21 protein-coding genes are annotated in these 26,619 nt (G+C 65.6%); 16 read left to right on the plus strand and 5 right to left on the minus strand.

The genetic code is table 11. The annotated features are described in order from the left end of the window. Positions 1–180: 180 nt before the first annotated feature. Both ACWTPI_RS21630 and ACWTPI_RS21635 read left to right on the plus strand, forming a co-directional pair. Positions 181–1,020, plus strand: coding sequence for an alpha/beta fold hydrolase (locus ACWTPI_RS21630; RefSeq protein WP_454732675.1), 840 nt, complete (start codon positions 181–183; stop codon positions 1,018–1,020). A gap of 304 nt (positions 1,021–1,324) precedes the next feature. Then, on the plus strand, positions 1,325–2,239 hold the full coding sequence (locus ACWTPI_RS21635; protein ID WP_454732676.1) for an RNA polymerase sigma-70 factor: 915 nt from the start codon (positions 1,325–1,327) through the stop codon (positions 2,237–2,239). A 53-nt stretch (positions 2,240–2,292) separates the two neighbouring features. On the opposite strand, the gene ACWTPI_RS21640 is transcribed toward ACWTPI_RS21635, so the two are convergent. Next, positions 2,293–2,754: a carboxymuconolactone decarboxylase family protein gene (locus ACWTPI_RS21640; RefSeq protein ID WP_020423987.1), complete on the minus strand. Its 462-nt coding sequence runs from the start codon at positions 2,752–2,754 to the stop codon at positions 2,293–2,295. Between the two features lie 390 nt (positions 2,755–3,144). Between ACWTPI_RS21640 and ACWTPI_RS21645 the strand changes: the two genes are divergently transcribed. The 9 genes from ACWTPI_RS21645 to ACWTPI_RS21685 all read left to right on the plus strand — a co-directional run bounded on the left by ACWTPI_RS21645 (position 3,145) and on the right by ACWTPI_RS21685 (position 15,443). After that, positions 3,145–3,360 (plus strand): hypothetical protein, encoded by a 216-nt coding sequence (locus ACWTPI_RS21645; protein WP_454732677.1) that lies wholly within the window; start codon positions 3,145–3,147, stop codon positions 3,358–3,360. Positions 3,361–3,558: 198 nt separating this feature from the next. Further along, the gene (locus tag ACWTPI_RS21650; RefSeq protein WP_454732678.1) at positions 3,559–6,015 is read left to right on the plus strand and encodes a type VI secretion system Vgr family protein; all 2,457 of its coding nucleotides are present in this window, start codon (positions 3,559–3,561) and stop codon (positions 6,013–6,015) included. Between the two features lie 29 nt (positions 6,016–6,044). Further along, complete coding sequence (locus ACWTPI_RS21655; RefSeq protein WP_454732679.1) at positions 6,045–7,838, plus strand: hypothetical protein; 1,794 nt, start codon at positions 6,045–6,047, stop codon at positions 7,836–7,838. Then, positions 7,835–8,734: a T6SS immunity protein Tli4 family protein gene (locus tag ACWTPI_RS21660; RefSeq protein ID WP_454732680.1), complete on the plus strand. Its 900-nt coding sequence runs from the start codon at positions 7,835–7,837 to the stop codon at positions 8,732–8,734. Before ACWTPI_RS21655 ends, ACWTPI_RS21660 begins: the two co-directional genes overlap by 4 nt. Positions 8,735–9,057: 323 nt before the next feature. Next, positions 9,058–9,957 carry a T6SS immunity protein Tli4 family protein gene (locus ACWTPI_RS21665; RefSeq protein ID WP_454732681.1) on the plus strand — a complete coding sequence of 300 codons (900 nt, stop codon included), beginning with the start codon at positions 9,058–9,060 and terminating at the stop codon, positions 9,955–9,957. Further along, entirely contained in the window at positions 9,954–10,202 is a 249-nt protein-coding gene (locus ACWTPI_RS21670; RefSeq protein ID WP_454732682.1) for a hypothetical protein, read from the plus strand. The genes ACWTPI_RS21665 and ACWTPI_RS21670 overlap by 4 nt, the downstream gene beginning before the upstream one ends. A gap of 12 nt (positions 10,203–10,214) precedes the next feature. Beyond that, complete coding sequence (locus tag ACWTPI_RS21675; RefSeq protein ID WP_454732683.1) at positions 10,215–11,480, plus strand: hypothetical protein; 1,266 nt, start codon at positions 10,215–10,217, stop codon at positions 11,478–11,480. A gap of 97 nt (positions 11,481–11,577) precedes the next feature. Beyond that, positions 11,578–11,865: a PAAR domain-containing protein gene (locus ACWTPI_RS21680; RefSeq protein ID WP_454732684.1), complete on the plus strand. Its 288-nt coding sequence runs from the start codon at positions 11,578–11,580 to the stop codon at positions 11,863–11,865. Positions 11,866–11,942: 77 nt separating this feature from the next. Further along, on the plus strand, positions 11,943–15,443 hold the full coding sequence (locus ACWTPI_RS21685) for an ImcF-related family protein (RefSeq protein ID WP_454732685.1): 3,501 nt from the start codon (positions 11,943–11,945) through the stop codon (positions 15,441–15,443). Between the two features lie 53 nt (positions 15,444–15,496). Here the strand turns inward: ACWTPI_RS21685 and tdh are convergent, their stop codons facing one another. The 3 genes from tdh to ACWTPI_RS21700 all read right to left on the minus strand — a co-directional run bounded on the left by tdh (position 15,497) and on the right by ACWTPI_RS21700 (position 18,667). Beyond that, positions 15,497–16,576: an L-threonine 3-dehydrogenase gene (gene tdh / locus ACWTPI_RS21690; RefSeq protein WP_454732686.1), complete on the minus strand. Its 1,080-nt coding sequence runs from the start codon at positions 16,574–16,576 to the stop codon at positions 15,497–15,499. Between the two features lie 47 nt (positions 16,577–16,623). Beyond that, complete coding sequence (locus tag ACWTPI_RS21695) at positions 16,624–17,826, minus strand: glycine C-acetyltransferase (protein WP_454732687.1); 1,203 nt, start codon at positions 17,824–17,826, stop codon at positions 16,624–16,626. A gap of 115 nt (positions 17,827–17,941) precedes the next feature. Continuing rightward, positions 17,942–18,667: a TetR/AcrR family transcriptional regulator gene (locus tag ACWTPI_RS21700; RefSeq protein ID WP_020203036.1), complete on the minus strand. Its 726-nt coding sequence runs from the start codon at positions 18,665–18,667 to the stop codon at positions 17,942–17,944. Between the two features lie 280 nt (positions 18,668–18,947). On the opposite strand from ACWTPI_RS21700, the gene ACWTPI_RS21705 reads away from it, so the two are divergent. From ACWTPI_RS21705 to ACWTPI_RS21725, 5 genes are all read left to right on the plus strand, one after another. After that, positions 18,948–21,083, plus strand: a complete 2,136-nt coding sequence (locus ACWTPI_RS21705; protein ID WP_454732688.1) for a hydantoinase/oxoprolinase family protein — start codon at positions 18,948–18,950, stop codon at positions 21,081–21,083. Beyond that, positions 21,080–22,804 carry a hydantoinase B/oxoprolinase family protein gene (locus tag ACWTPI_RS21710; RefSeq protein ID WP_454732689.1) on the plus strand — a complete coding sequence of 575 codons (1,725 nt, stop codon included), beginning with the start codon at positions 21,080–21,082 and terminating at the stop codon, positions 22,802–22,804. Before ACWTPI_RS21705 ends, ACWTPI_RS21710 begins: the two co-directional genes overlap by 4 nt. Positions 22,805–22,924: 120 nt before the next feature. Continuing rightward, positions 22,925–23,929 (plus strand): ABC transporter substrate-binding protein, encoded by a 1,005-nt coding sequence (locus tag ACWTPI_RS21715; protein ID WP_231586628.1) that lies wholly within the window; start codon positions 22,925–22,927, stop codon positions 23,927–23,929. A gap of 17 nt (positions 23,930–23,946) precedes the next feature. Then, on the plus strand, positions 23,947–24,720 hold the full coding sequence (locus tag ACWTPI_RS21720; RefSeq protein WP_059414926.1) for an ABC transporter ATP-binding protein: 774 nt from the start codon (positions 23,947–23,949) through the stop codon (positions 24,718–24,720). A 13-nt stretch (positions 24,721–24,733) separates the two neighbouring features. Next, positions 24,734–25,573 carry an ABC transporter permease gene (locus tag ACWTPI_RS21725; protein ID WP_020203041.1) on the plus strand — a complete coding sequence of 280 codons (840 nt, stop codon included), beginning with the start codon at positions 24,734–24,736 and terminating at the stop codon, positions 25,571–25,573. 24 nt (positions 25,574–25,597) lie between these two features. Here ACWTPI_RS21725 and ACWTPI_RS21730 read toward each other — a convergent pair whose 3' ends face one another. Further along, positions 25,598–26,524 (minus strand): LysR family transcriptional regulator, encoded by a 927-nt coding sequence (locus ACWTPI_RS21730; protein WP_020203042.1) that lies wholly within the window; start codon positions 26,522–26,524, stop codon positions 25,598–25,600. Positions 26,525–26,619: the final 95 nt, after the last annotated feature.

Consider the following 26,619-nt stretch of genomic DNA (forward strand, 5'->3'; position numbering starts at 1 on the left):
GTTTTCGCGACTTTTTTTGTTTTTTGTTTTTATTGTTCTGTGCGGCCCGGGATTCGGGGAAGCCGGGCCGGTTTTGATTTCTTCCTCTCGAAACTACGCTGGTGGCGCCGTGGATCTCCTCCCTGGTGGTGGTCTGTGCTGCCTGTGCTCTCTCTCGCTCTGGTGCTTCCGGTTTTCCCCGTGCGGACAACGATCCTGATCCTGCTGGCAGCCGCGCTGCTGGCTGCCTGTACCCATTTCTCGCCCGCCGACCGCCGGCAGGGCGCCGACACGCTGGCGCTCGCGCACGGCTGGCAGCGTCTGCGCCTGCCCACGCGCACGTTCGTGCTCACCGCCTACGCGCCGCCCGCCACGGCGGCCGACGAGCCTGCCGACACGCTGGCCGTCTACCTGGAAGGCGACGGCCTGGCCTGGCTCAGCCCGACGCAGCCCTCCGACGACCCCACGCCCCTGCGCCCGGTGGCGCTCGAACTCGCCCTGCTCCACGTCCGCGGCACCGCGGTCTACCTGGCGCGGCCGTGCCAGTTCGCCGAAGGCGACGACCGGCGCGGCTGCGGCACGCCCGACTGGACCTCGCGGCGCTTCTCCGCCGAAGCGGTCGAAGCCACCAGCCAGGCCATCGACGCGCTCATGCAGCGCTACGGCGCGCGCCGCCTGGCGCTGGTGGGCTACTCCGGCGGCGGCGCCGTGGCGGCCCTGGTCGCCGCGCGGCGCCACGACGTGGTGCGGCTGGTGACGGTGGCCGGCAACCTGGCGCCGCGCGCGTGGACCACGCTGCACGGCGTGCCGCCGCTGGACGGCTCGCTCGATCCGGCCGACGACTGGCGCCGCCTGCAGGACATCGCGCAGATCCATTTCGTGGGCGACAGCGATACCAACGTCACACGCGAAGTGGCGGCCGCCTATGCCGCCCGCTTTCCAGCCGAGCGGCAGCCCCCCGTGCAACTGGTGGAGGGCGCCACCCACGCATGCTGCTGGGCCGAGAAATGGCCCGCGCTGTGGCCGCTGGCCTTCCCCTAGGCGAAGCGACGCCGCAGTGCAGCCTGCGTGCACTGTCGTTATCGGCCGAATGTGTCGGATTCTTAAGCAGCCGCGGAACATGACGGCGGCGGACCGGTGCCGCGCTGCCGGCGCGCGGCCGCGGGGAGCGCTCCCGCGCCTATTTCACCGGCAGCGCATGGGTTGTCCTTGGCTGGGCATGCCGGGCCGCCGCGGGCCGCGGGACGGTCTAGTATCAATCCAGCCGGAGCCCGCCGTTCGCGCCGCCGGGCCGGCATGGCCGTCACCTGTCACAACGCGGGGGCGTCAAACGTCTGGGGGAGCTATGAACGAAGACACCAACACCTTTACCCGCCTGCGCCCCCGCCTGCAGGGCATCGCCTACCGCATGCTGGGTTCCGCCGCCGAGGCCGAGGAAGTCGTGCAGGATGCGTGGCTGCGCTGGCACGGCACCGAAAAGGAGCGCCTCGACAGCGCCGAAGCCTGGCTGGTCTCCGTCACCACGCGCCTGGCCATCGACCGGCTGCGCAGCGCCAAGGCGCAGCGCGAGCACTACGTCGGCACGTGGCTGCCGGAGCCGGTGATGGCCGATTCGCCGGCCACGCCGGAGCAGATCGTCGAGCGCGCCGACGACGTGTCGGTCGCCTTTCTCGCCATGCTCGAGCGCCTCGCGCCCGAGGCGCGCGCGGCGTTCCTGCTGCGCGAAGTGTTCGATGCGGACTATGGCGAAGTGGCCGACGCGCTCGGCAAGACCGAGAGCGCGTGCCGGCAGATCGTCCACCGCGCGAAGGCGCAGCTGCAGGACGAGCGGCCGCGCTACGTGGTCCCGCGCGAAACCCAGCTGCGCCTGCTGCGGGGGTTCGCCGACGCCGCCTCGCGCGGGGAGTTCGGCGCGCTCAAGGCCATGCTGGCCGAGGACGCGCAACTGATCGGCGACGGCGGCGGCAAGGTGCCCAGCTTCGGCGTGCCGCTCGTCGGCGGCCGGCGCATCGCCCAGCTCTACCTCGCCACCAGCCTGAGATACCGGGGCGCGGTGCACTTCGAGGCCGTCACCCTCAACGGCGAGTGGGGCCTGCTGCGCTTTATCGACGGCGCGCTGGAATCGGCGCAGGCGATCGAGACCGACGGCGAGCGCATCGTGCGCATCCACGCGCAGCGCAACCCGGACAAGCTCGCGCGCATCGCCGCCGCGCTGGGCCGCGAGCTGGCCGCGACGAAGCTGGCGCCCGGCGTGCCCTGAGCCAGGCGCGGCCGCCGGCAAAGTCTTGCCGGTCCCGGCCGCGCCGCCCGCGCTCAGAATCCGGGCGGCGGGTTCTCGGGGATCTGGTTGCGCAGGCTGAGGTTCATCACGTTCCAGCCCCGGATGGCGGCAATCGCGTAGGACAGCTCGGCGATCTCGTTCTCGCTGAACTGCTCGCGCAGCGCCGGGTAGGCCGCATCGGTGTCGTCGCGCTGCGGCAGCGCGTTGACGGCCTCCGCCCAGGCCAGCGCGGCGCGCTCGCGGGCGTCGAAGAACGGCGCCTCGCGCCAGCCGGCGATGGCATTCAGGTGGCGCGCGTCGGCCCCCTGCCTGACGAGGTCGCGCCAGTGCATGTCGATGCAGACGCCGCAGCCGTTGATCTGCGAGACGCGCAGTTGCACCAGCTCCACCAGCCGCGGGCCGAGCGAGCTCTGCTTGACGGTGCCCGAGAGATGGATCATCGCCTTCAGGTTGGCCGGGGCCAGTTGAAAGAAATTGAGACGTGCCGTAGTCATGGGATTCCCTTTGCCTGGTTTCGCGGGCGCCCTGCGCGCCTCGCATGATCACAAGACGGCGGGGGGAATCGCGTTGTGACAGCGGAAGGTGGGTTTTCTTGCGCCAGCGCAGATTGCTGCTGACTGGCTCTGGCTTGGAAGAGGGAGCTGGACTGCGGAGCGCAGAAAGGGGCGCGCGCAGGTGCTCCCAGCGATAAGTTCCATGCCACCGGATTGTCTGATTATTATCAGAAATTTCTTCGAAATAAATGGAATTTTCTGCGTATAGATAGCCTGTATCAGGAAACAACATCCGTCATCACACTCTCGGTGTCCGCTGCTGCTCGCGATACATGACATACCCGCAGCATGCGCCGCGCGCCGTGCCAGGTCGATCCCGGGACCCGCCTCATGCTGGCCGTTTTGGCTCCGCGCCGCTCGGCTATCTACCGAGAGCACGGCGGCGTCGCTCGCGCGCCACGCATTGCGAACAAGTGTCAATGCGCGGGGATCGCCAATATGCCCGCATTCGGCCCGCATGCCTTTGCGTATTTGGCATTCATTGGAAATGAAATTTCCTTTAATTCAGGTTTACGAATTTTATCAGTGAAAATGGGATTAATCTGATTGAAGCCTCGCCGCCGTCACCTCTATGATCGAGCCTGACTTGCTGTGTCGTCACTTGATGACTAGTGCAGCGATGGCGTGCCACGACCACAACGTATCTAGTCACTTTTCATTTGCAACAAGATTTGCGACAAGAAAAGGGTCAGCCCGATACGAAAGACCGAGCGTAACGGCATGGAAAAAACGGAGTGAACAACAATGGCGGAAGGTTTCGATGAATTCAAGGCAATCGGCAACCGCGCGCTGACCACCGGGCAGCAGGCATACTTTCTCGAGGTGCCGGGCACAGCCAGCGCCGCCGCGCTGTCGGTGGTGTCGTTCGAGGCAGTGGAGCGGATGGGCGAGCCCTATGCCGTCACCATCCAACTGACGCATCCGCTTGAGCTTGATCGAGCCGGGTATCTGGGCAAAGACGCGACTTTCCTGATTGTTCCCGCTGATGGCAGCGAGCCACGCAAGTTTGCCGGCTGCATCACGCGCTTCTCCAAGACCCGCCAGACCCGGGATTTCTGCGGCTACGAGATCGTCGTGGAGCCGCTCGTCGCGCGGCTGCGGCTCACGCGCGCCAGCCGTATCTACCAGCAGCAGACCGCGCCCCAGATCATCGAGGCCATCCTGCGCCGCCATGACCTCAAGGGCCACCAGTTCGCCTTCAAGACGCGGCGCAAGTACCCGCAGCACAAGTTGCGTATGCAGTACCAGATATCAGATTGGGACTATATCCGGCTGCTGATGGAGCAGGAGGGCCTGTACTGCTATTTCATCCATGGCGAGTTCGGCGAGATGATCGTGTTCGGCGACGACATCGACCATTACCTCTACCAGCCGGAGCTGCGAGTGCCCTATCGCGAGACGGCGGGACTGGAATCAGGCCAGGAAACGGTGTTCTCGCTCGGGACCCATGCGCGGACCATTCCCGAATCATTCCGGGTCGCGGACTTCAATCCCGACAAGGCATGGGAACGCCCCGCCGGAGAGGCCGATGTCGCGAAGGAAAGGACCACCTACGGTCAGTCCTACGTGTATGGCACACATCACCTGGACTTCGACGACGCCAAGTGGGAAGCGCAGTTGCGTCACGAGGCCGAGTTCGCCGGCCAATTGGTCTACGCGGGTGAGAGCAACGTGCTGGCGCTGCGCCCGGCGCGCATCCTGCGACTGGACCTGGCGTTGCCCGACGCGCCCAACGGGCAGGTGGTCACCGAGGTCGTCCACACCGGCGCGCGTGATACCGCCTACCGCAACACCTACAAGGCCATTCCCTCGGACCGGCGCTTCCGGCTGCCGATGGACGAAGCCAACTGGCCGCGCATCGCCGGCACGCTGAGCGCCCGCATCACCTCGCCGGGTCAGTACAAGTATGCCTACCTGACCCAGGATGGCCATTACATCGTCCGCTTCGATTTCGACTTCGACGCCTGGCCCAATGGCGGCGAGAGCGTGCCGCTGCGCCTGGCCAAGCCGTTCGCCGGGGCGCGGCAGACGGGCTTTCACTTTCCTCTGATCGACGGCACCTATGTGGACGTGGCGTTCCGCGACGGCAACCCGAATAAGCCGTACATCGCTAGCGTGCAGCACACCAGCCAGCACCCTGACCTGATCACCAATCAGGATCGCTGGCTGTCGCGCAACGTGATTCGCACGCAGAGCAACAACAAGCTGCGGTTTGAGGACTGGGAGGGGCAGGAGGGGATCAAGCTCTCCACCGAGTATGGCAAGACCCAGCTCAACCTGGGGTATCTCGTTGATCATCAGAAGAAAAAGCGGGGAGACGGCTTCGAGTTGCGCACGTCGGGCTGGGGGGCGATCCGGGGCGGCAAGGGATTGCTGGTTTCGGCGAATGACCAGCTTGGCGCAGGCGGGGAACAGCTTGACATGGTGGCCGCACAGCAACTGCTACTGCGAGCGCTCCAGCAAAGCGAAGCGCTGGCATCGGCAGCGAAAGCCGCGCAAGCAGTTGCAGCCGCCTGTGACAGGCAAAGGGCACTGCTCGATGACACGTTGAACGAACTCAAGAAGGCCGGGATCCTTGTCAGCGCACCAGCGGGCATGGCGCTGGCATCGGGCGCCGACTTGCAGTTGAGTGCGGCAGAGAACCTGATCGCCACGTCGGGCGGCCATGCCGATCTCAGTGTGCTCAAGCGCTTCACGGTCGCGGCTGGCGAACTGGTATCCATCTTTGCGCAGAAACTTGGCATCAAACTGTTCGCCTCAAGAGGGAAGGTCGAGATCGAGGCACAGAGCGATGAGATGCGGCTGATGGCAGACAAGAATATGACGATCACCAGTGCAAACGGGCGTGTCGTTATCGAGGCCAAGAATGAGCTGCTGCTCAAATGTGGCGGCTCCTACTTTCGTATGACATCGACAGGGATCGAGGATGGAACGCGCGGAGAGCGGACGATCAAGTCGACTGCATTCAGCCGCCAAGGGCCGAGTTCCCTGGCTCAGGAAATGAATACGTGGAAACACGCGAACTTCCATGGTGCCTACGTGATTCGTAACCCGTCCACGGGGGAGCCGCTTGCCAATACGAGCGTCGAGGTTCTGCGCGGCGATGGCACCAAGCTCAAGATGATGACGGACTCGGCGGGAAAGACGCCACTCCAGAAGAGCCTGTTTGTCGAACCCCTTCGTATCCGACTGATGGATTGATCCGCCCAACCGCATACTCGAACAACACCATGGCCGAATCGAGCCCCGTTTTTTACCATAGCGTCGTCGACAACGATGGCGATCAGTACAGTTCAGCAACCCTGACGCCGGCAGAGGATCAGCGCGAGAAGATCATCCTTGCCAAGCCCTACGTGATTCCCATCCTTTTCCTGCCCGGCATCATGGGAACCAATCTCAGAAAGAAGGAAGGGAAGAACATCGTCTGGCGGCCACCCAATGCAGACCTGCGAGGTGCGGCGGATGCGATCGGGCAACTCTTCAGCTATGCGTTCAAGAATACAAAAGAGCGTGCCGGTGATCTGGGCACGGAGACTGTCGAGATCGATCCCAGCGGTCCAATCGATGCCGGGCAGAGCGGGCTGCCGAAGAATGTACTGGTGGCGCGGGGCTGGGGCGCGTTGATGCGTTCGTCCCATCATCCGTTCATGGGGCAATTGCAGCACCTCTTGAATTCGCTGGCGGAGTATGACTTCACGCGTTGCGAGGCTGACCTGAAGAACTGGGCGGCGGAGTTCGGACAGGATGCGCCTGCCGATTGGGGCGCCGAGGGTGGTGAGGCATTGACGCGCAAAGAGATCCTGCATGCGGCCAACTACCAGTTCGACGTTTGGGCGGGAGGCTATAACTGGTTGCAAAGCAACCGTGACTCCGGCGCAGCCATCAAGGACCTGATCGAGAACACGATCCTGCCCTATTACAACGAAGGCAAGACGGTTGTTGCTGAGGACACGCCGGATGGACAAGGAAACAATCAGTGCAGCATTCGACGGAGGAAACCAGGTCGCGTAATGGCGGAACAGGTCATCGTCGTCACGCATTCGATGGGTGGACTGGTGAGCCGGTCGCTGACTGAGATCCACCAGTGCGAAAAGGTACTCGGTGTCTCGCACGGTGTGCAGCCGGCTACGGGGGCACCGGCCACGTATAAGCGCATGCGTGCGGGATTCGAAGGAATGGAACAGGTATTTCTCGGCCGGAACGCCGCAGATGTGGTTGCCATCCTTTCGCAAGCACCAGGGGGGCTGGAGCTGTTGCCTACTGCCGATTACAACGATGGCAAGCCCTGGCTCAGGTTACGGGACAAGAAGACCGGCGCTGACGTCATGACGCCGCTGCCTATCAATGGCGATCCCTATAGCGAGATCTATCTGTCGCCGGCGTGGTATGGGTTGGTGCCGGATGCGAATTTGGGGTTGATGAATCCGGCGGGAAAGGAGGCCAACGCGCAAGATGACGATGAATTCATACCAGACGAGAGTACTCCGCGAGATGCATTAAGTCGGACAGTTGAGCGCGTTCGAGTATTCCACCGTGCGATCGAGAAACTATACAAGACGCCCACCTTTGCTCACTACGGCGCCCAAGGGAGGCGCGATGCCGACAGTGACAAAGGCGGGATGTTCGGCACGGGCGTGATGGCGAGCAAGAACCGCTTCACTTGGGGAGAGGTAGCCTGGGAGGGGGGCGACATTGGAGCGCAGGAGCCGAGCAATATCAACATCGTTGGCGACGATGGCAATGGAAAGTTGAGGACGTCAAGCGGGCTGAGCCTAACGATTGGTACCCCAGATTGCCCTGGCGACGGTACTGTGCCGGACCTCTCTGGCGCGGCGCCTGGGAAGGCCGGTATTGCATTGAGCTTTGCGCATGGGCAGGGCAATCGGGGAGAGCGAAATAGTAAATTTTGCTACGACCATCAGGGGAGCTATGGCGACAAGCATCTGCGCTCGCTCTATTCCACGATGTTCGCCATCATCAAGATCGCCCAGCAGGCGCAGTGGCACAAGAAGGAGTCAGCATGAAAGAAGGATGGAAAATCCGTGCTATTGGGCGGCATCTGATAAACATTCCAGGTGATGCAAGGCTGATCGAGAGTTATAAGTACAATAAAGTGAAGATTGAACCGTTGCCAGATGTTCAGACTCAGGCGGGCTTTGACGAGCTGATTGTTCAGCGAGAGCAGACATTGCGCGCGGCTAAGCACGATAAGCATGGCAGCATGTTTATCGAACGCGTGTCACATGCCAATGGCTCGGTAACACTAATTTCGTGGGAAGATCCGGATTCGACTATTCTCTATTGCTTCGATACTTATTTCCCTGCGGGATCAGTGTTCTTGAAGTACTCCGGAGACGTATCGCCAAGCCGCCGCGAATCGGCATTGTCCGTTCGATCTGATCTATCCCGAAAGTGGCATGAGATTGCAGAGGGGGAAACTCCAACTGGCATTGGCTACACAGCAGGCGATGCGATCTTGGTGGACAAGCATCTGAACTTCGAAAGCTGGGCAATGATCATTCGCTTGGCCGGCAAGCCCGATGTGTCGTTGACGGTTACGTCATATGTGCAACGCAGCGTGGAACCCGGTCTGCGCAAGCGCGCCGGCGGCATCCTGGCTGGACTGCTGGGCACCGTAGCCGGTGTCACCCAATTGCGCAACCGTGCGCGTCCGGTTGGCCCCATCGAGGCCGATGAGATCCTGGTGGCCGGCACACAGGATGGGAAACGAACCTATGGTTTCAAATGGGAGGCGCCGGGAAAAGCGGACTCCCTGGCCGAGCCCAACCTGAATGTGTCGCTACAGGTCGGCGAGAGCGCTTACCTCACCAACAAGGAATCGTTCGCCAGCGACGAGGAAGCACTGGAATTGTGGGATGCCGTGGTGGATTCACTGCGTTTGCGCCCGGGGGCCGTATGAGCAAGTTCTCTCGCCGCCGCATGCTCCTGGCAATGACAGCCGCACCGGTGTCGATGCTGGCTTCGAGGTATTCGCTTGCTTCGCCCTCCAACTTTTCGGTAGGGGAAGCCATGCGCTATTTGTGCGAAGGGGTTTTCCCTTCAGTTCACCAGAAGCGCCACGAAGGTGCTGGTGAGTGGCCACTACGCGCGGCTTTTTCACACATTCTCTTGTCCTCTGCGAGCGCTGCATGACGATTGATTTCTCGCCTCTGCCGATAGCCATGACGCTTGGGATCATCAAGATTATCTGACAGATGCAATGGCACAAAGAAGGGAGTCAGCATGAAGGAAGGATGGAAAACTCGTGCGATTGGTCGACATCTGGTCGAATTACCAGCGGATGTGCGAACTGTCGAGAGCTATAAGTACAACGAGGTGAGAATTGAACCATTACGAGAAATTCAGACCCGGAGGGATTTTGACAATCTGATTGCTCGACGGGAACAGGCATTGCGAGCAGCAAAGCACGATAAACATGGCAGCATGTTTATCGAACGGGTACCGCATGCTAATGGCTCAGTCACATTGATTTCGTGGAACAAGACAACGAGTGACATATTGTATCGCTTTGACACCTATTTCTTGGCCGGAACCAGAACCTTGGCTTACTCGGGGAGCGTATCGCCAAGTCGTCGAGAATCAGCTTTGTCCGTTCGAGATGAACTATCCCGAGAATGGCGGGAGATTCCAACAGGGGAAATTCCAACTGGGATTGGTTATGCGGCAAGCGATGCGATCTTGATAGACAATGATCTGAACTTAGAAAGCTGGGCAATGATTATTCGCTTGGCCGGCAAGCCCGATGTGTCGTTGACGGTTACGTCATATGTGCAACGCAGCGTGGAACCCGGTCTGCGCAAGCGCGCCGGCGGCATCCTGGCCGGATTGCTGAGCGCCGTAACTGGCGTTGTCCAGTTGCGTAACCGTGCGCGTCCGGTTGGCCCCATCGAGGCCGATGAAATTCTGGTGGCCGGCACACAGGACGGGAAACGAACCTATGGTTTCAAATGGGAGGCGCCAGGAAAAGCGGACTCCCTGGCCGAGCCCAACCTGAATGTATCGCTGCAGGTCGGCGAGAGCGCTTACCTCACCAACAAGGAATCGTTCGCCAGCGACGAGGAAGCGCTGGAATTGTGGGATGCCGTGGTGGATTCACTGCGTTTGCGCCCGGGGGCCGTATGAGCAAGTTCTCTCGCCGCCGCATGCTCCTGGCAATGACAGCCGCGCCGGTGTCGATGCTGGCTTCGGGGCATTCGCTTGCTTCGCCCTCCAACTTTTCGGTAGGGGAAGCCATGCGCTATTTGTGCGAAGAGGTTTTCCCTTCAGTTCATCAGAAGCGCTACGAATCCCGCGATGCTGCCGCAGGCAGGTGTCACCGCGCGCATGCGCTTGCGGCACATCCCCTCGTCTTGTTTGGTACAAAATGACCGGAGCGGGACATGGCCGTTGATTTCTCGCTGCTGCCGACAGAAGAGCCGGAGATGACCACGCGGCCGTCGCGGGTGGTATGGGCGATCGCGTTCCTTGCCATGGCACTGGGAGGCGCATTGGCGGTTCTCCTGTTATGGCCGAAGCATTTGCCGACGCACACATGGAGATTCTGGCTAACCCTGGCCCTTTTCCCCTTGGGGCTGCCTACCTGGATAGTGCTGCGCCGGTATGGTCATCATGAGGGCCGCAAGCTCGACGTTCTGATGCGCAACGAAGCGATTCGCAGGTACAACGCGCACGTCTTTGCTATGGCGGCGCGTCCGCTGGCGGTGCTCGGTGCGGCTCATCGGATCTCGTCGGATCGGAATGAGAACGCACTGGCTGGCATACAGGCTGGTACGGTCAGGATCGCTACTCGGGAGCCCATCGCCAGCGAAGGCGATCCGGTGAGGGCTCGCTGGCTGGATGTGCCTGGCGTACAGCTTGTGCCCGGTGGAAAAGAGAGAGACGAGGAGCGCCATCGCGGGGTGACGCAATGGCTGTATTCAGAACTGCTTGACGAGCTTGCAGAACAAATTCGGACGCTGCCTCCGCAAACGGGTCTGGGTGTTTGCCTTTGGGTCTCGGGTGGATTGCGAAGGCAGGACTATGTGGCGCTCTGGTGGAAAGCGTGGCAAGAACGTCGGTTTCGAGCCATGGAGATTGTCGAAGAGACTGAGCCAACCGGTCTTCGTGTTCTCGATGGCTGGCTCGACGAGATTGCTGGCCAGGGCGAACGCCACGCGAAGCTGATCGTGGCCATTCAACTGCATCCGGTGCTGAGCGCCACACCGCCCGCTGGCGCAGCCGAGGCGGGCGTGGCGATCCTGCTCATGCCAGACGAACCAGCAAGCAGGTTGGCCGTGATGCGTCAGGCAAACCTCCATCGTCCAGTACACGGCCCTTTTGAACAGTCGAACGACGTCTTGTCACATGCTCTTAAATGGGGCGATATCACGGCTGCGGGCATCAAGGGGGTCTGGCGGACCGGTCTCGACACGGCAAAGGCTGGCGCTCTGCACAGCGAGGCCATGAAGATGGGACTCGGCGCACAGCCCGTAGATCTCGATCAGACCGCAGGACATGCCGGGACAGCAGCAGCTTGGCTCGCAATCGCGTGTTCGGCGGGAACGCTGTCCGGCGACGCTCCAAACCAGCTTGTATTTGTCGGCGAGCCGGACGGTGTGGATGTCGCGGTAATTCGAAGGCAATCGCTCGAGACGGGGCCAGTCTAGATAGCGGCTTGGCCGTGATCCATGGTCAAGCTGCCAAGGCGGTTGGTTCGTTGGCGCTTCAGCGTTTCGGAGGACGATGCATAGGGAGCGGATTTTGGTGAGACGTTACGACATCACGAAAGGGGATTTCACCACGCTGGGTGGAGTCGTTGTGGGCGGTGACGGTGGCGACATGCTGGGCGGCCGTGAGCAGGCCTATGAGAATGATCTGGTGTGGTGTCCAGTCTGCAAGACGATGGGGCGGATCGTTTGCGTTGGTCCGCGATTGGTGATGACGGGGCCTGACGCGCGACAAGCGGCTTTGAGCGATGACCTTTGTGTCTGTGGCTGTGAGCCGAGTCCGCGGCTGATGCCGTCACAGCACTCATCGTATATGGATGTCTAGGTTCACAGGACAGGTGACGTTCACGTCGACCATTCCAGACAGGCTCGATACGCGAGCATGAGGATATTCACCAAACAATGAAGAAGCTGCGGATCGACCTGGTCTCGATACTCGTTCTTGCCCTGTTGATTGCCGGTGCCGTCTGGCTATGGGGCGAGTCCATAGGCATCAAGACGCCTGAGGCGCGAAGCTATTGGCTATCGGCGGTGGCTGTTGGCACGCTCGTGCTAGCCATTCTCGCATCGCTTGATCGCGTGAGCCGCTGGTGGGACGCACTGAATGGGCTGAGAAGGTGGCTGGGATCCCGAACGTCGGAGATGGTTGGTACAACGCAAGCGAGCATTGTTACTGTCGATGGTCGAACGAATGTGACATTGGACCCTTTGGTGCGATTTCGTCAGACAGGGAGGCAGCAATATGGTCTTCGCTGGCACTATCGCCAACCTTGGCTACTTCTAACCGGCGATGACCATGCCATCGCCAAATTCCTTCCTGATCTTGCCGAGCCAGGTTGGCTGATCATCCCTGACGCGGTGCTGCTATGGAGCAAGGGCGGCGAGGGCGGCCAGCCGGACGCCGCATGGCTCAAGCAGATCTACAGGCTGCGCCGGCGCCATCCGGTCGATGCCGTGGTCCTCGTGACCGACGGCGAGGCCCAATTGCCCAAGCCACGCGGGAGTACCATGCCCTGTGGCCTCCACCTGGCTCGCATCGCCGAGGTATTGCACTGGTCTGCACCGATCTACCTGCTCGATGTCGCCCAGGCAGACGTGACCGCCCACGGCGATACACCGGTGATCGGCTGCGAGTTGCCGCGGCAAGCTGACGCCACCGCCATCGGCACCGCGCTGCAGACCCTGCGTGACCAATTGGCGAATCGCAGCGTCGCGCAGTTGATCCAGAATGGGCGTGACCGCTATATGGGAGCCCTCTCCCAGCGGCTCGACACGCGAGGCCCGGTGCTCGCCGACTGGATCGGTGGATTGGTGAGCAGTCAACGCCGACGCCTCCCGCTCAGCGGCATTGTGTTCGCCCCATATCCGGGCTCTGCCGCCGATGCGGACGACGAGCCTGGTACCGACTTGCCCCTCTGGCAGTACCTGGGCGAAGCCGTCCGCCGCCAACCGGGCCGCCGGATCGGCTGGCATCCGGTCACGGTGTGCTCCACTCTGGCGTTGACGGCCATCGGCCTGTGGAGCGCCGGCATGCTAGTGTCTGGCGTACTGAATGGCCGCGACATGCACGTTGCCGGGCAGGCCGTGACCGGCATCCAATCGGCCCCGAATGCCGCCGAACGCCTGCGCGCACTGCTTGCCCTGCAGCAGCAGATCGAGCGCTACGAATACCGTACCCAGCATCACGCACCGCTCGCGACCCGCTTTGGCCTGAACCGCGACCCAGCCGTGCTTGACGCCCTGTGGCAGCCCTACGCGCAGGCCAGTCGCCGATTGCTGGCAACGCCGGTCCAACAGGACCTCGAGGCGTCGCTGGTGGACCTCGCGCAGATGCGCACCGACATGCTGGACGAGCAGACCAGCCGCTGGGCGCTGGGCGGTCACGAAGGCCTCAAGACCTACCTGATGCTGGCCGCCCCCGAGCGTGCCGACCCGGCCTTTCTGACCCCGCAACTGGTACGACGCTGGTCTACCGATGCCCGCATCACGCCGGGCGAGCGGCAGGACCTCGCCGAACGCCTGCTCAGGTTCTATGCCCAGCACCTCAAGGCGAACCCGGACTGGCGCATCGAACCCCGCCCGGAACTCGTGGCCGGCGCTCGCCAGACCCTGCTGGCGGTGATCGGGGAGCGCAACGGCGAGGACACCATCTACCAGGGCATCATCAATGCCTTCGCGAACAACGGCGGCAACAAGTATCCGGACGCGACCCTGGTCTCGCTGACGGCCGGCGCCGATCCCCGCGGGCTGGTGCGCGCCACCGCGATCGTGCCCGGTATCTTCACGCGCCAGGCCTACGAGGGCTATGTCGCTCCCGCCATCGAGGCCGCCGCCAGGCGCAGCGAGATCGCCAGCGACTGGGTGCTGACCGACGGCAAGCCCCAGGCATCGCCGACAGAAGGCCGCTCTGCCGAAGCCCTGCAGGCGGCTCTGACCGAGCGGTACTTCGCCGACTACGCGGAGCGCTGGCAGGGCTTCATGAACAGCCTGCAATGGGAACCCGCCCCCACGCTGCCGGCCGCTATCGATCAGCTCAAGCTGATGGCCGATGCGCGCCAGTCGCCGGTGATCGCGCTGATGAAGTCGCTGGAATACCAGGGTGGCGCCGGCGCGCACAAGGATTCGCTGTCCGACACGCTGGTGGCCAAGGCCCAGGACTTGCTGGGCAAGAAGACGGCGGGACCCGAGGCGATCAAGCCGGACACGGCCGGGCCGCTGGGCGCCGCCTTCGGACCGGTGCTGCGGCTGGTGGGACAGGGCCAGGCCGCCAATGCAGGCAGCAGCAGCGACCTGAGCCTGCAACGTTTCCTCGACCGCGCAACGGCGCTGCGCCTGCGCTTGCAGCAGGTCAGCAACAGCGCGGATGCCGACGCGCAAGCCCGGCAGATGGCGCAGGCACTTTTCCAGGGCAAGGGATCGGAGTTGGCCGACACCCGGGCCTATGCGCAACTGATGGCGGCGAGCCTCGGCAACCAGTGGGCGGGCATGGGCGAGACGTTGTTCGTACGCCCGATCACGCAGGCCACGCAGACCGTGCTGCAACCCGCGCAGGCGAGCCTGAACGACGCCTGGCGACAGGGCATTGCCATGGCATGGGGCAAATCGTTCGCCGGGCGCTATCCGTTCGCCGACAGCGCCAACGATGCCTCCTTGCCGGAACTGGCGCGCTTCCTGCGCCCGCAAACCGGCGTGATCGGGGCGTTCCTCGGCACGCAACTGGCAGGCGTGCTGGAACTGCAGGGCGATCAATGGGTGCCGGCGGCCACCGGCGGCCAGGCGCTGGCCTTCGATCCGGCCTTCCTCAAGGCGGTCAATGCCCTGCAGCGCATCGCCACCCGCCTGCTGGCGCAAGGCGAGCCGCAGTATCGCTTTGAGGTCAAGCCGATTCCCACGCCGGGCCTGACCGACACGGTGCTGACCGTCGACAGCCAGAAGCTGCACTACTACAACCAGCGCGAGACCTGGCAGGCGATGACCTGGCCTGCCAACAACCTGCAGGACCTGGGCACCCGGCTGCAGTGGCAGACCGAGCACGCGGGCACCAACAAGAGCTATGAGTTCGGCGGCCGCTTTGGCTTCGTGCGGATGCTGGAGCGGGCGCACGTCGAGCCGCTGGACAGCGCCGTCTATCAATTGACCTGGCGAGGCACGCCCGACACCAAGGGGCCGACAACCAGCGAGCTTGAGCCGAGCGCTGCCGAGGCTGACAGCCTGACGGAGCGTGCGGCGAGGCTGCCGCCGCAAGCGGAGATGGCCTACCCGATCCGCTACCAGATGCGCACCGAAGTCGGCCAGGGACCGCTGGAGATGCTGGCACTGCGGGGCTTCGTGCTGCCGTCGCGCATCTTCGTGGGCCGGGAGCCGCAGGTGGTGCCGCGTGCCACCTCGGCCCCGCGCATGTAGGGCAAACGGGGCAGGTAACGATGACCCACCAGGAATCACACCGTGTCAATCTATCAGTTCGCCCCGCATGGCTCCACAGGAGCGAGCATCGTCGCGTTATGATGCGCGCCGGTCCAGTCCAGCACCACCTTGCCGCTGTTGCCCGACAGCATGGCCGCGAAGCCGGCCTGGAAGTCGTCCACGCCGAAGCGGTGCGTGATCATGGGCGTCAGGTCGAGCCCGCTTTGCAGCATGGCGACCATCTTGTACCAGGTCTCGAACATCTCGCGGCCGTAGATGCCCTTGATCTCCAGGCCCTTGAAGATGATCTGGTTCCAGTCGATCGCCATCTGCGACGGCGGGATGCCCAGCATGGCGATCTTGCCGCCGTGGTTCATGTGCTCGAGCATGGTGGCGAACGCGCTCGGCACGCCCGACATCTCCATGCCGACGTCGAAACCCTCGGTCATGTGCAGCTCGGCGGCCACGTCCCCGAGGTTTTCATGCTGCACGTTGACCGCGCGCGTGGCGCCCATCCTGCGGGCCAGCGCGAGGCGGTAGTCGTTGACGTCGGTGATGACCACGTTGCGCGCGCCCACGTGGCGGGCGATGGCCGCGGCCATGATGCCGATCGGGCCGGCGCCGGTGATGAGCACGTCCTCGCCCACGAGGTTGAACGACAGCGCGGTGTGGGTGGCGTTGCCGAACGGGTCGAAGATGGCGGCGATCTCGTCCGGGATGTCGTCGGGGATGCGGAAGGCGTTGAAGGCGGGGATCACCAGGTATTCGGCGAAGGCGCCGGGCCGGTTGACGCCGACGCCGACCGAGTTGCGGCACAGGTGGCGGCGCCCGGCGCGGCAGTTGCGGCAGAAGCCGCAGGTGATGTGCCCCTCGCCGGAGACGCGGTCGCCGATGGCCAGCCCGCGCACCTCCTGCCCGAGCGCGACGATCTCGCCCACGTATTCGTGCCCGACCTGCATCGGCACCGGGATGGTGTGCTGCGCCCACTCGTCCCATTTCCAGATGTGGATGTCGGTGCCGCAGATGGCGGTCTGGCGGATGCGGATCATCACGTCGTTGTGGCCGACCTCCGGCACCGGCACGTCGGTCACGGCCAGGCCGGGCGCGCGTTCGGTCTTGGCGAGGGCTTTCATGGCTGGGCTCCTTGCTGTGCTGTCCTGTACCGATGCGGCGCGCGGGTTCAGGCGATGGCGCCGAAGCGCCGGCCGACCCTGGCGAACGCGGTGACCGCGCGCTCGATGTGCTCCGCGCTGTGCGCGGCGCTCATCTGCGTGCGGATGCGCGCGCGGCCCTTGGGCACCACCGGGAAGGAGAAGCCGACCACGTACACGTGCTCGGCCAGCAGCGCGTCGGCCATGCCGGTGGCCAGCGCGGCGTCGCCCAGCATGACCGGGATGATCGGGTGCTGGCCCGGCACCAGCGTGAAGCCCAGCGCGCTCATCTCGCGGCGGAAGTGCTCGCCGTTCTCGCGCACGCGCCGGCGCAGCGCGGCGCCTTCGTCGCTGGCCAGCAGCGCCAGCACCTTGAGCGTGGCCGCGGCGATGCTCGGCGCCAGCGAGTTGGAGAACAGGTAGGGGCGCGAGCGCTGCCGCAGCAGGTCCACGATCTCGCGGTGCGCCGCCACGTAGCCGCCTGACGCGCCGCCCAGCGCCTTGCCCAGCGTGCCGGTGATGATGTCCACGCGTCCCTCCACGCCGCACAGCTCGGGCGTGCCGCGCCCGTGCGCGCCGACGAAGCCGACCGCGTGCGAGTCGTCCACCATCACCAGCGCGCCGTACTGGTCCGCCAGGTCGCAGATCGCGCGCAGGTCGGCGATGATGCCGTCCATCGAGAACACGCCGTCGGTGGCGATCAGCTTGAAGCGCGCGCCGGCGGCGTCGGCCTCCCGCAGGCGCGCCTCCAGGTCGGCCATGTCGTTGTTGCGGTAGCGGTAGCGCCTGGCCTTGCACAGGCGCACGCCGTCGATGATGCTGGCGTGGTTGAGCTCGTCGCTGATGACCGCGTCCTGGTCGTCGAGCAGCGTCTCGAACAGGCCGCCGTTGGCGTCGAAGCAGCTCGAGTAGAGGATGCTGTCGCCGGTGCCGAGGAAGCGCGCGAGCGCGGCCTCCAGCGTCTTGTGCACCGACTGCGTGCCGCAGATGAAGCGCACCGACGCCATGCCGAAGCCGTCCTCCTCCAGCCCGCGCCGCGCCGCCTCGATCAGGCGCGCGTCGTCGGCCAGGCCGAGGTAGTTGTTGGCGCAGAAATTCAGCACCCGCTCGCCGCCGGCCAGCCGGATGTCGGCCGCCTGCGGGCTGGCGATCACGCGCTCGGCCTTGTGGAAGCCGTCGGCGCGGATGGTGTCGAGGGTGTCGCGGAGATGGGAAAGATAGCGGTCGCGCATGGGATCCCCTGGCGTGGTGGTTTCGTGCAATGCCCAGAATGCCAGTGCCTATGGTATGCCCGATGCCACGCGCGCGCAGGAAAATGTCGTGCCGCCCTCGCCACCCGCGCCGACCTCAGGGCTGCGGCGCTTCCGCCCCGGCCACGCTGGCCGCGACTTGCGGGCAGCCCGGCGCGCCGGCGCGCGCCTCGCCGAAATTGCACAGGTAGCTCATCACCATGTCCGGCACGTGGCGCAGCCGCGAGGCCACGCGCTCGGGCGCGCCGAGGTCCACGCCGAGCACGAAGGACAAGGTGTAGCGGTTCGAGATGAAGTACGAGCCCAGGCCGGAGATCGACACATACAGATCCACCCAGTCCGCGTCGGGGCGGAACACGCCCTGCGCCTTGCCGCGCTCGAGGATCTCCGCCAGCGCGCTCTTGAGCGGGTTGAACATGGCGGGAATGACCTTGGACTGGCGGATGTGCTCGGCCTTGTGCAGGTTCTCGGTGCCCAGCAGCAGGATGAATTCGGGCTGCTCGACGAAATGCTGGATGGTGTGCATCACCAGCGCGCGCATGTCGTCGACCGGGTTGTCGCCGGTCAGGCCGAGCTCGTTCTGGCGCTCGCGCATGGCGGCATAGGCGCGCTCCATGACTTCGATGAACAGCGCTTCCTTGCTGTCGAAGTAGTGGTAGACGAGGTTCTTGCTGATCTTGCTGCGCGCGACGATGCTGTCGACGCGCGCGCCGTCGAAGCCCTTGGCGGCGAATTCCTTCGACGCCATCTGCAGGATTTTTTCGCGCGTGGCCTGGGCATCGCGAGGCTTGGGCTTGCGCGCGGTCTTGGCGGTGGCTGGCATGGCGAGGGGTTCCTTGAAGTTGTGCGGGGCGCTGCGCCGCGATGGTGCGTGCGCTAACCAGATGGTTAGTGTACACCGCCCGCCGTGCACAAAAACCATGCGCAAAGCCTTGCCAGGCAACATTCTTGTGCTCCGTGAAAACCCGGTTGACAAGCAAAAACCGGTCTTCTATTGTACTGACTAGTTAGTTAGCTGATGAATCGGTGCGCGGTCCCGGGCAAGGGCTCGCGCGGCACGGGCAAGTCGCCCGCGCCTCACAAACCTGGAATCTGGAGAGGACATGGTTCAAGCAGGAAGCAAGGCGGGCGTGCGCGTCGGCTGCGACATCGGCGGTACTTTCACGGACATCGTCCTGGCCATGCCGGACGGCCGCCTGTTCGTCAACAAGACCTCGACCACGCCGCACGACCTCGGCGAGGCCATCGTGACCGGCCTGGGGGCGCTGATCGCGCAGGCCGGCATCGCGCCGGGCGACATCACCGAGATCGTGCACGGCACCACCACGGCCTCCAACACCATCCTGCAGAAGGTCGGCGCGCGCACCGGCGTGCTGACCACGGCGGGTTTCCGCGACGTGCTGGAGATCGGCCGCATCCGCACGCCCACCATGTTCGACCTGGGCTGGCAGAAGCCGCTGCCGCTGGCGCCGCGGCGCTACCGCCGCGGCCTCAACGAGCGCATCGACGCGCGCGGCAACATCGTGGTGCCGCTCGACGCCGACGAGGTGCTGCGCGTGGCGCGCGCGCTGGTGGAAGAGGGCGTGGAGGCGCTGGCGATCTGCTTCATCAACAGCTATATCAACCCGGCGCACGAACTCGCGGCCAAGGCGAGCCTGGAGCGGGAGTTCCCGCGCCTGCTGGTGACCGCATCGTGCGACGTGCTGCCGGAGATCAAGGAATACGAGCGCACCAGCACGACCGTGGTGAACGCCTACATCCTGCCGGCCATGCGCACCTACCTGCGCCGCCTCAAGGACGACCTCGGCCGCATGGGCGTGACCGCGTCGCTGCAGGTGATGGCCTCCAACGGCGGCATGATGGGCGTGGGCAGCGCCAGCGACAAGCCGGTGTTCGCGGTGGCCTCCGGCCCGGCCGGCGGCGTGGCCGGCGCGGCGCGGATCGGCGCGCTCGGCGGCGGCCGCGACCTGATCGTGTTCGACATGGGCGGCACCACCGCCAAGGCTTCCATCATCACCGACGGCGTGCCGTCGCTGACCACCGAATACGAGTTCCGCGACGGCATCAGCGCGCCGAGCCGCTTCGTCAAGGGCGGCGGCTATGTGCTCAAGGTGCCCGCCATCGACATCGCCGAGGTGGGCGCGGGCGGCGGCTCGCTGGCGTGGATCGATGCCGGCGGCCTGCTGTGCGTGGGGCCGGAATCGGCCGGCGCCAACCCGGGTCCGGCCTGCTACGGCCGCGGCAACGACCGCCCCACCGTGACCGACGCCAACATGGTGCTCGGTTATCTCAATCCCGCAGCGCTCGCCGGCGGCAGCCTCAAGGTGGACCCGGCGCAGTCGGCGCGCGCCATCGACACGCACATCGGCGCGCCGCTCGGCCTCGACACGCTGGCCGCCGCGCACGGCATCCGCCACGTGGCCAACGTCAGCATGGCGCGCGCGCTGCGCGCCGTGACGGTGGAGCGCGGGCGCGATCCGCGCGACATGACCATGATCGCCTTCGGCGGCGGCGGCCCGCTGCACGCGGTGGACGTGGCCATGCTGCTGGGCATCCGGCGCGTGATCGCGCCGGTCATGGCGGGCGTGTTCTGCTCGGCCGGCATGCTGTGCGCCGACGCCGAGCACAACTTCGTCAAGGCCATCCTGCGCCCGCTGGCCGAGTGCGACGCGGCCGGCATCGGCGCGGTGATCGCGGAACTGCGCCAGCAAGGCCAGGAGGTGCTCGCGCTGGAAGGCTACGGACGGGAGGCGGTGGAGATCGCCGTGGGCATCGACCTGCGCTACCTGGGCCAGAGCTCCGAGCTGACCATTCCGCTGGCGGGCGGACGGGACGGCAGCGTGCCCGACGCCGCCGCCATCGCGCAACTGGTGGAAGACTTCGGCGCGCTCTACCAGCAGACCTTCGGCTACCGCAACGACGAGCCGCTCGAACTGGTCAACATCCGCCTGAGCGCCTACGGCCGCAGCGACCAGCGGCTGGACTTCGACGCCATCCAGGTGGACGCCAGCGCGCTGCACGGCGTGGCCGGCACGCGCCCGGTGAGCTTCGGGCGCGGCCAGGCACCGCGCGAAACGCTGCTGGTGCCGCGCTCGGCCATCACCGCGGCGCCGCGCCAGGGCCCGCTCGTCATCGAGTCCTACGACACCACCATCGTGGTGCCGCCCGGCGCCTCGGCGCGCGCCGACAAGATCGGCAACATCATCATCGACATCGACAGCCCCCAGGAGGCAGCATGAGCACGCAGTTCGACCCGGTGACCTTCGCGGTCGTCAAGAACGCGATGGATTCCATCGTCGACGAAGTGGCCTACACGGTCATCCGCACCGCGCGCTCCGAGATCGTCAAGGACGTGATGGACTACTCCGCCGCCATCTGCGACCGCCACGGCCGCATGGTGGCGCAGGCCAAGACCATCGCGCTGCACCTGGGCGCCATTCCCGAGGCGATGGAAGCGGTGCGGGCACGCTACGGCGACGCGCTGCGGCCCGGCGACGCGGTCATCGTCAACGACCCGTACCAGGGCGGCATGCACCTGCCGGACATCTTCATGTTCGTGCCGTTCTTCTACCGCGGCGAGCTGGAAGGCTGGTGCGTGGTGATCTGCCACCACACCGACGTGGGCGGCCGCGTGCCGGGCTCCAACGCCAGCGATTCCACCGAGATCTACCAGGAGGGCCTGCGCATCCCGGTGCTCAAGCTGTACGAGGCCGGGCAGGTCAACGACACGCTCGAGCGCATCATCGCGCAGAACGTGCGCGTGCCGGACCGCGTGCTGGGCGACCTCAAGGCGCAGTACGCCGCCACCCAGGTCGGCGTGCGCGAGCTGACCGCGCTGTTCGACCGCTACGGCCGCGCGGACACGCGCGCCTATCTGAACGAGCTGCTGGACTACGCCGAGCGCCTCACGCGCGAGGAAATCCGCGGATGGCCCAAGGGCACCTTCCACTTCACCGACTACATCGACGACGACGGCCTCTCGCCCGAGCCGATCCCGATCCGGGTGGCGCTGACCGTGCACGACGACCACGTCAGCGCGGACTACGCCGGCTCGTCGCCGCAGGTGCGCGCGGCCATCAACTCCACGCTGTCGTACACCAGGTCGTGCACCTACCTGAGCGTGCGCTGCGCGCTCAAGGGCGACGTGCCCAACAACGCGGGCGTGTTCCGCTGCATCGAGGTGCGCGTGCCCGAAGGCTCGGTACTCAACCCGCTGCCGCCCAGCGCGGTGGCGGCGCGCGCGCTGACCGGCTACCGTGTGTTCGACGCCATGCTCGGCGCGCTCGCGCAGATCGTGCCGGACCGCATCCCCGCCGCCGGCGAAGGCGGCAACACCGTGGTGTGCCTGTCCGGCAAGGGCGACAACGGCAAGCCGTACATCATCGTCGACATGATCTGCGGCGCCTGGGGCGGGCGTCCGGCCAGCGACGGCATCGAGGCCATCACCAACGCCTCGCAGAACCTCTCCAACACGCCGGTGGAAACGCTCGAGGCGCAGCATCCGGTGCGCGTGGAAGCCTACGAGCTGGTCGAGGATTCCTGCGGCGCGGGCCAGTTCCGCGGCGGCCTGGGCATCCGCCGCAGCTACCGCGTGCTGGCGCCGGACGCGCTGCTGCAGCTGCGCGCGGACCGCATGAAGTTCTCGCCATACGGCCTGGCCGGCGGCGCGGCGGCGAGCCCGGCACGCAACCTGCTTGAGCACGACGGGGCCACCACCGAGCTGCCGAGCAAGGTCGGCATGACGATCGCGCGCGGCGACCTGGTCACGCACATCCAGCCCGGCGGCGGCGGCTTCGGCGATCCGCTCGCGCGCGACTTCGCGCGCATCCGCGAGGACGTGTGGAACCACAAGCTCAGCGCGGCCTTCGTGCGCGAGCACTACCAGGCGGTGGCGGACCCGGCCACCGGCGAGGTCGACGCCGCGGCCACCGCCGCGCTGCGCGCGCGGCGGCTGGCGTAGGCCGGCGCAGGCCGTCGATACGGCAGCGCTCGCGCAGCAGGATTCACGCTTTCACGGATTCACGGTCACACCGGAGGCGGGTACACATCGAGACCCGCCCACGCCCACAAGGAAACTACGATGCGTTCTTCTGTCATGAAACTGGCCTGGCGCGTCTGCGCGGCCGCCGCGACATCGATGCTGCTGACCGCCGCCTGCGCGGCGCAGGCCGCCGACCAGAAGCTGCTGGTGCGGATGGATTACTCGCCGTGGGGCATGCATGCGGCCATGCACCTCGCCAGGCAAAAAGGCTGGTTCCAGGAGGCCGGGCTCGATGTGGAGGTGCAGGATGGCACCGGCACCATCAACACGCTGCAGCTGCTGGCCGCCGGCCAGGCCGACGTGGGCCAGGTGCAGCTCGGCACGATGGCGGTGGCCAGGGAAAACGGGCTGGAGCTGATGTCCATCGCCGGCTTCGCGCGCAAGGGCGACCTCGCCGTGATGGTGGACGAGAAGCTCGGCGTGAAGTCGGTGCAGGACCTGATCGGCAAGAAGCTGGTGTGCTTCACCACCAGCCCGTGGGCGCCGTTCATCGATCCCTACTTCAAGGCCAACGGCATCGCCAAGGGCAAGGCCAGCATCGTGATGGTGTCGCCGGCGGCGATGATCTCCACCTACGCCTCGGGCAACAGCGACGGCTTCCTCTCGCAGGCGCCGTTCGGCCAGCCGATGGTGTCCAAGGTGCGACCGGCCAAGGCGCTACTGCTGTCCGACAGCGGCATCAACTTCCCCAGCTACGGCCTGGTGGCGACGCCGCAGCGGCTGGCCGAGAAGGGCGCGGCGATCAGGAAGTTCACCCAGATCCAGGTGCGTGCGTGGGAATACATCTACAACGGCCACATCGACGAAGGCGTGGCGGCGATCCAGGCGCAGCGCCCCAACGTCAAGCTCGACCCGCAGATCCTGCAGGCGCAGATCCAGGCCTACCGCCCGTTCTTCGACAGCCCCACGCAGAAGAGCCTGCCGTTCGGCCGCCAGGACGACGCCGACTGGGCCGCCGCGATCCGCTCGATGGAGCAGGCCGGCATGATCAAGCCCGGGCACAAGCCCGCCGACTACTACACCAACGCCATGCTGGCGAACTAGGCGCGGGAGACGGAAAGATGTCGGCATTCCTGCAGATCGGCCAGCTCAACAAGATCTATCACTCGCAGCGCGAGCCGCTCTACGCGCTCAAGGACGTCAGCCTCGACATCGAGGAAGGCGAGTTCGTCAGCATCGTCGGGCCCAGCGGCTGCGGCAAGAGCACGCTGCTCAAGTGCGTGGCCGGGCTGGAGCCCATCTCCAGCGGCCACCTCGCGCTGCAGGGCGACCCCATCGTGGGGCCGCCCGCCAACATGGGCGTGGTGTTCCAGCGCGACCTGCTGCTGGACTGGCGCACCATCCTCGACAACGTGCTGATCGCCGCCGAGTTCCACGACCTCGACCGGCGCGATTTCGAGGAACGCGCGCGCGCCGTGCTCAACCTGTTCGGCCTCGGCGCGTTCGCCAGCCGCTACCCGTGGGAACTCTCCGGCGGCATGCGCCAGCGCGCCTCGATCTGCCGCGCGCTGCTGGTGGACCCGCAACTGCTGCTGATGGACGAGCCGTTCGGCGCGCTCGACCCGTTCACGCGCGACGACCTCAACGAAGAGCTGCAGCGCACCTGGCTGGCCACCGGCAAGACCGTGCTGTTCATCACGCACTCGATCTCCGAGGCCGTCTACCTGAGCGACCGGGTGGTGGTGATGTCGCGCAATCCCGGCGGCGTCGCCGCGGTGATTCCGATCGAGCTGGAGCGCCCGCGCGGGCTGGCGGTGCGGGAAACCGAAGCGTTCGCGGGCTATGTCGCGCAGATCCGCCAGATCTTCCGCGAGCTTGGCATCTACAGGGGATGAGGGGGATGAAGCAATGAAGCGGATCTGGAAACGTTCCGAGAACAGCCGGCTGGCCGTTCTCACCATCGTGGTGCTGCTGCTGGCGTGGGAAGGCGCGGTGCGCGCGTTCGGCGTGCGCGAGTTCCTGCTGCCGCCGCCGAGCAAGATCTTCGCGCAGTTCCTGTCGCAGCCGGGCTTCCTGCTGATGCAGAGCCTGGACACCTTGCTGACCACGCTGGCGGGCTTTGCCATCGCCGTGCTGCTGGGCGTGGGCGCGGCCATCGGCATCGTCTACTCGCGCTTCCTGGAGCGCACGCTGTATTCGCTGATGGTGGCGCTCAACGCCGTGCCCAAGGTCGCGCTGGCGCCGCTGTTCGTGATCTGGCTCGGCACCGGCTCCGCGCCCAAGATCGCCATCGCCATGCTGATCGCGATCTTCCCGATCCTGATCGACACCGTGCTCGGCCTCAAGTCCATCGACCCCGAGATGCTCAACATGGCGCGCGCCAACCAGGCCTCGCGCGGCAAGGTGCTGTGGAAGATCCGCTTTCCCAACGCGCTGCCGGGCATCTTTGCCGGCATGAAGGTGGGCGTGTCGTTCGCGCTGGTGGGCACCATCGTCGGCGAGTTCGTGGCTGGCGAGACCGGCCTCGGCCACGTGATCCTGGTGGCGCAGGGCAGCTTCGACACGCCGACCGTGTTCGTCGCGCTGGCGCTGCTGTGCGCGCTCGGCGTGATCCTGTTCAAGGCGCTCGAGTGGGCGGAGGAAAAGCTGCTGCCGTGGCATGCCTCGCAGCGCGGCCGGCCGGTGGAAGGCAACGCACCGGCCGCCGGCGCGGAGCGCGTGCCGCAGCTGGCGCAAGCCAGGCGCTAGCGCCGGGAACGGGGCCGCCCGCGCTCACTGCGCCGCGGGCGCGCCGGCGGTGCCGGCCGCGATCAGCGCCGGCACCACGTCGTGCAGCCGCGCGAGCACGTAGCGCGACGCGCGCGACAGCGGGTGGTGCCGCGTGATGCCGATCGAGATCGTGCGTGGTATTTCCGGCTTGCGGATCTCCAGCGCGCCGAGCTGCCCCGCGCGGATCTCGTCGTCCACGCCGAGCAGCGGCAGGATGGTCATGGCGTGCCCGCCCATGACCACCTGTTTCATGGTCGCCAGCGACTCGACCTCCAGCACCACGTTCAGCGCGATGCCCTGCTGGCGCGCGTGCTGGTCGAGGATCGAGCGCAGGCCGTTGGGCGCGGGCGGCAGCACCAGCGGCAGCCCCGCCAGCTCGCGCAGCGCGATCTCGCGCCGCCGCGCCAGCGCATGCGTGCCGGCGCAGACCAGGTAGGTGGCGACCTGCCCGACGATGTCCTCGTCCTGGCGCGGGCCGTGCCCGTAGCGGTTGACCACCGCCATGTCGAGCCGCCCCGAGGCGAGCTGCTCGTCGAGCTGGCCGCTGAATCCCTCCGAGATGTGAAGCAGCACGCCGGGCGCCTTCGCCTGCGTGTCCTCGAACAGCCGCGTCACCACGCGGCGCGCCATCGACGGCAGCACGCCCACGCGCACCACGCCCGAGGGCACCCCCGCCGCGTCCTTCACCTCGTCCTGCAGCCGCGCCGACTGCGCCAGCAGCAACTGCACCTGCGGAAAGATGCGCCGGCCGAATTCCGACAGCACCACGCCCCGGCCCGTGCGCTCGAACAGCCGGTCGCCCCACTGCGCTTCCAGCTGGCCGATGCTGCGGCTGACCAGCGACTGGGCCACGCCGGTGGCCCGGGCGGCGCGCGACAGCGAGCCGAGCTCGGCCACCAGCACCAGCGTTTCGAGTTGCTTGATGTTCATGTCGTCGCGGGCGGGGACCGTCCTCACCCATGCAAATAGTGGATAACAGGTATATCCGATTCTACGCTTATGCATTTCCTCGGCGGTCTCTACAC

The sequence above is a fragment of the Cupriavidus ulmosensis genome (genome assembly GCF_977008105.1).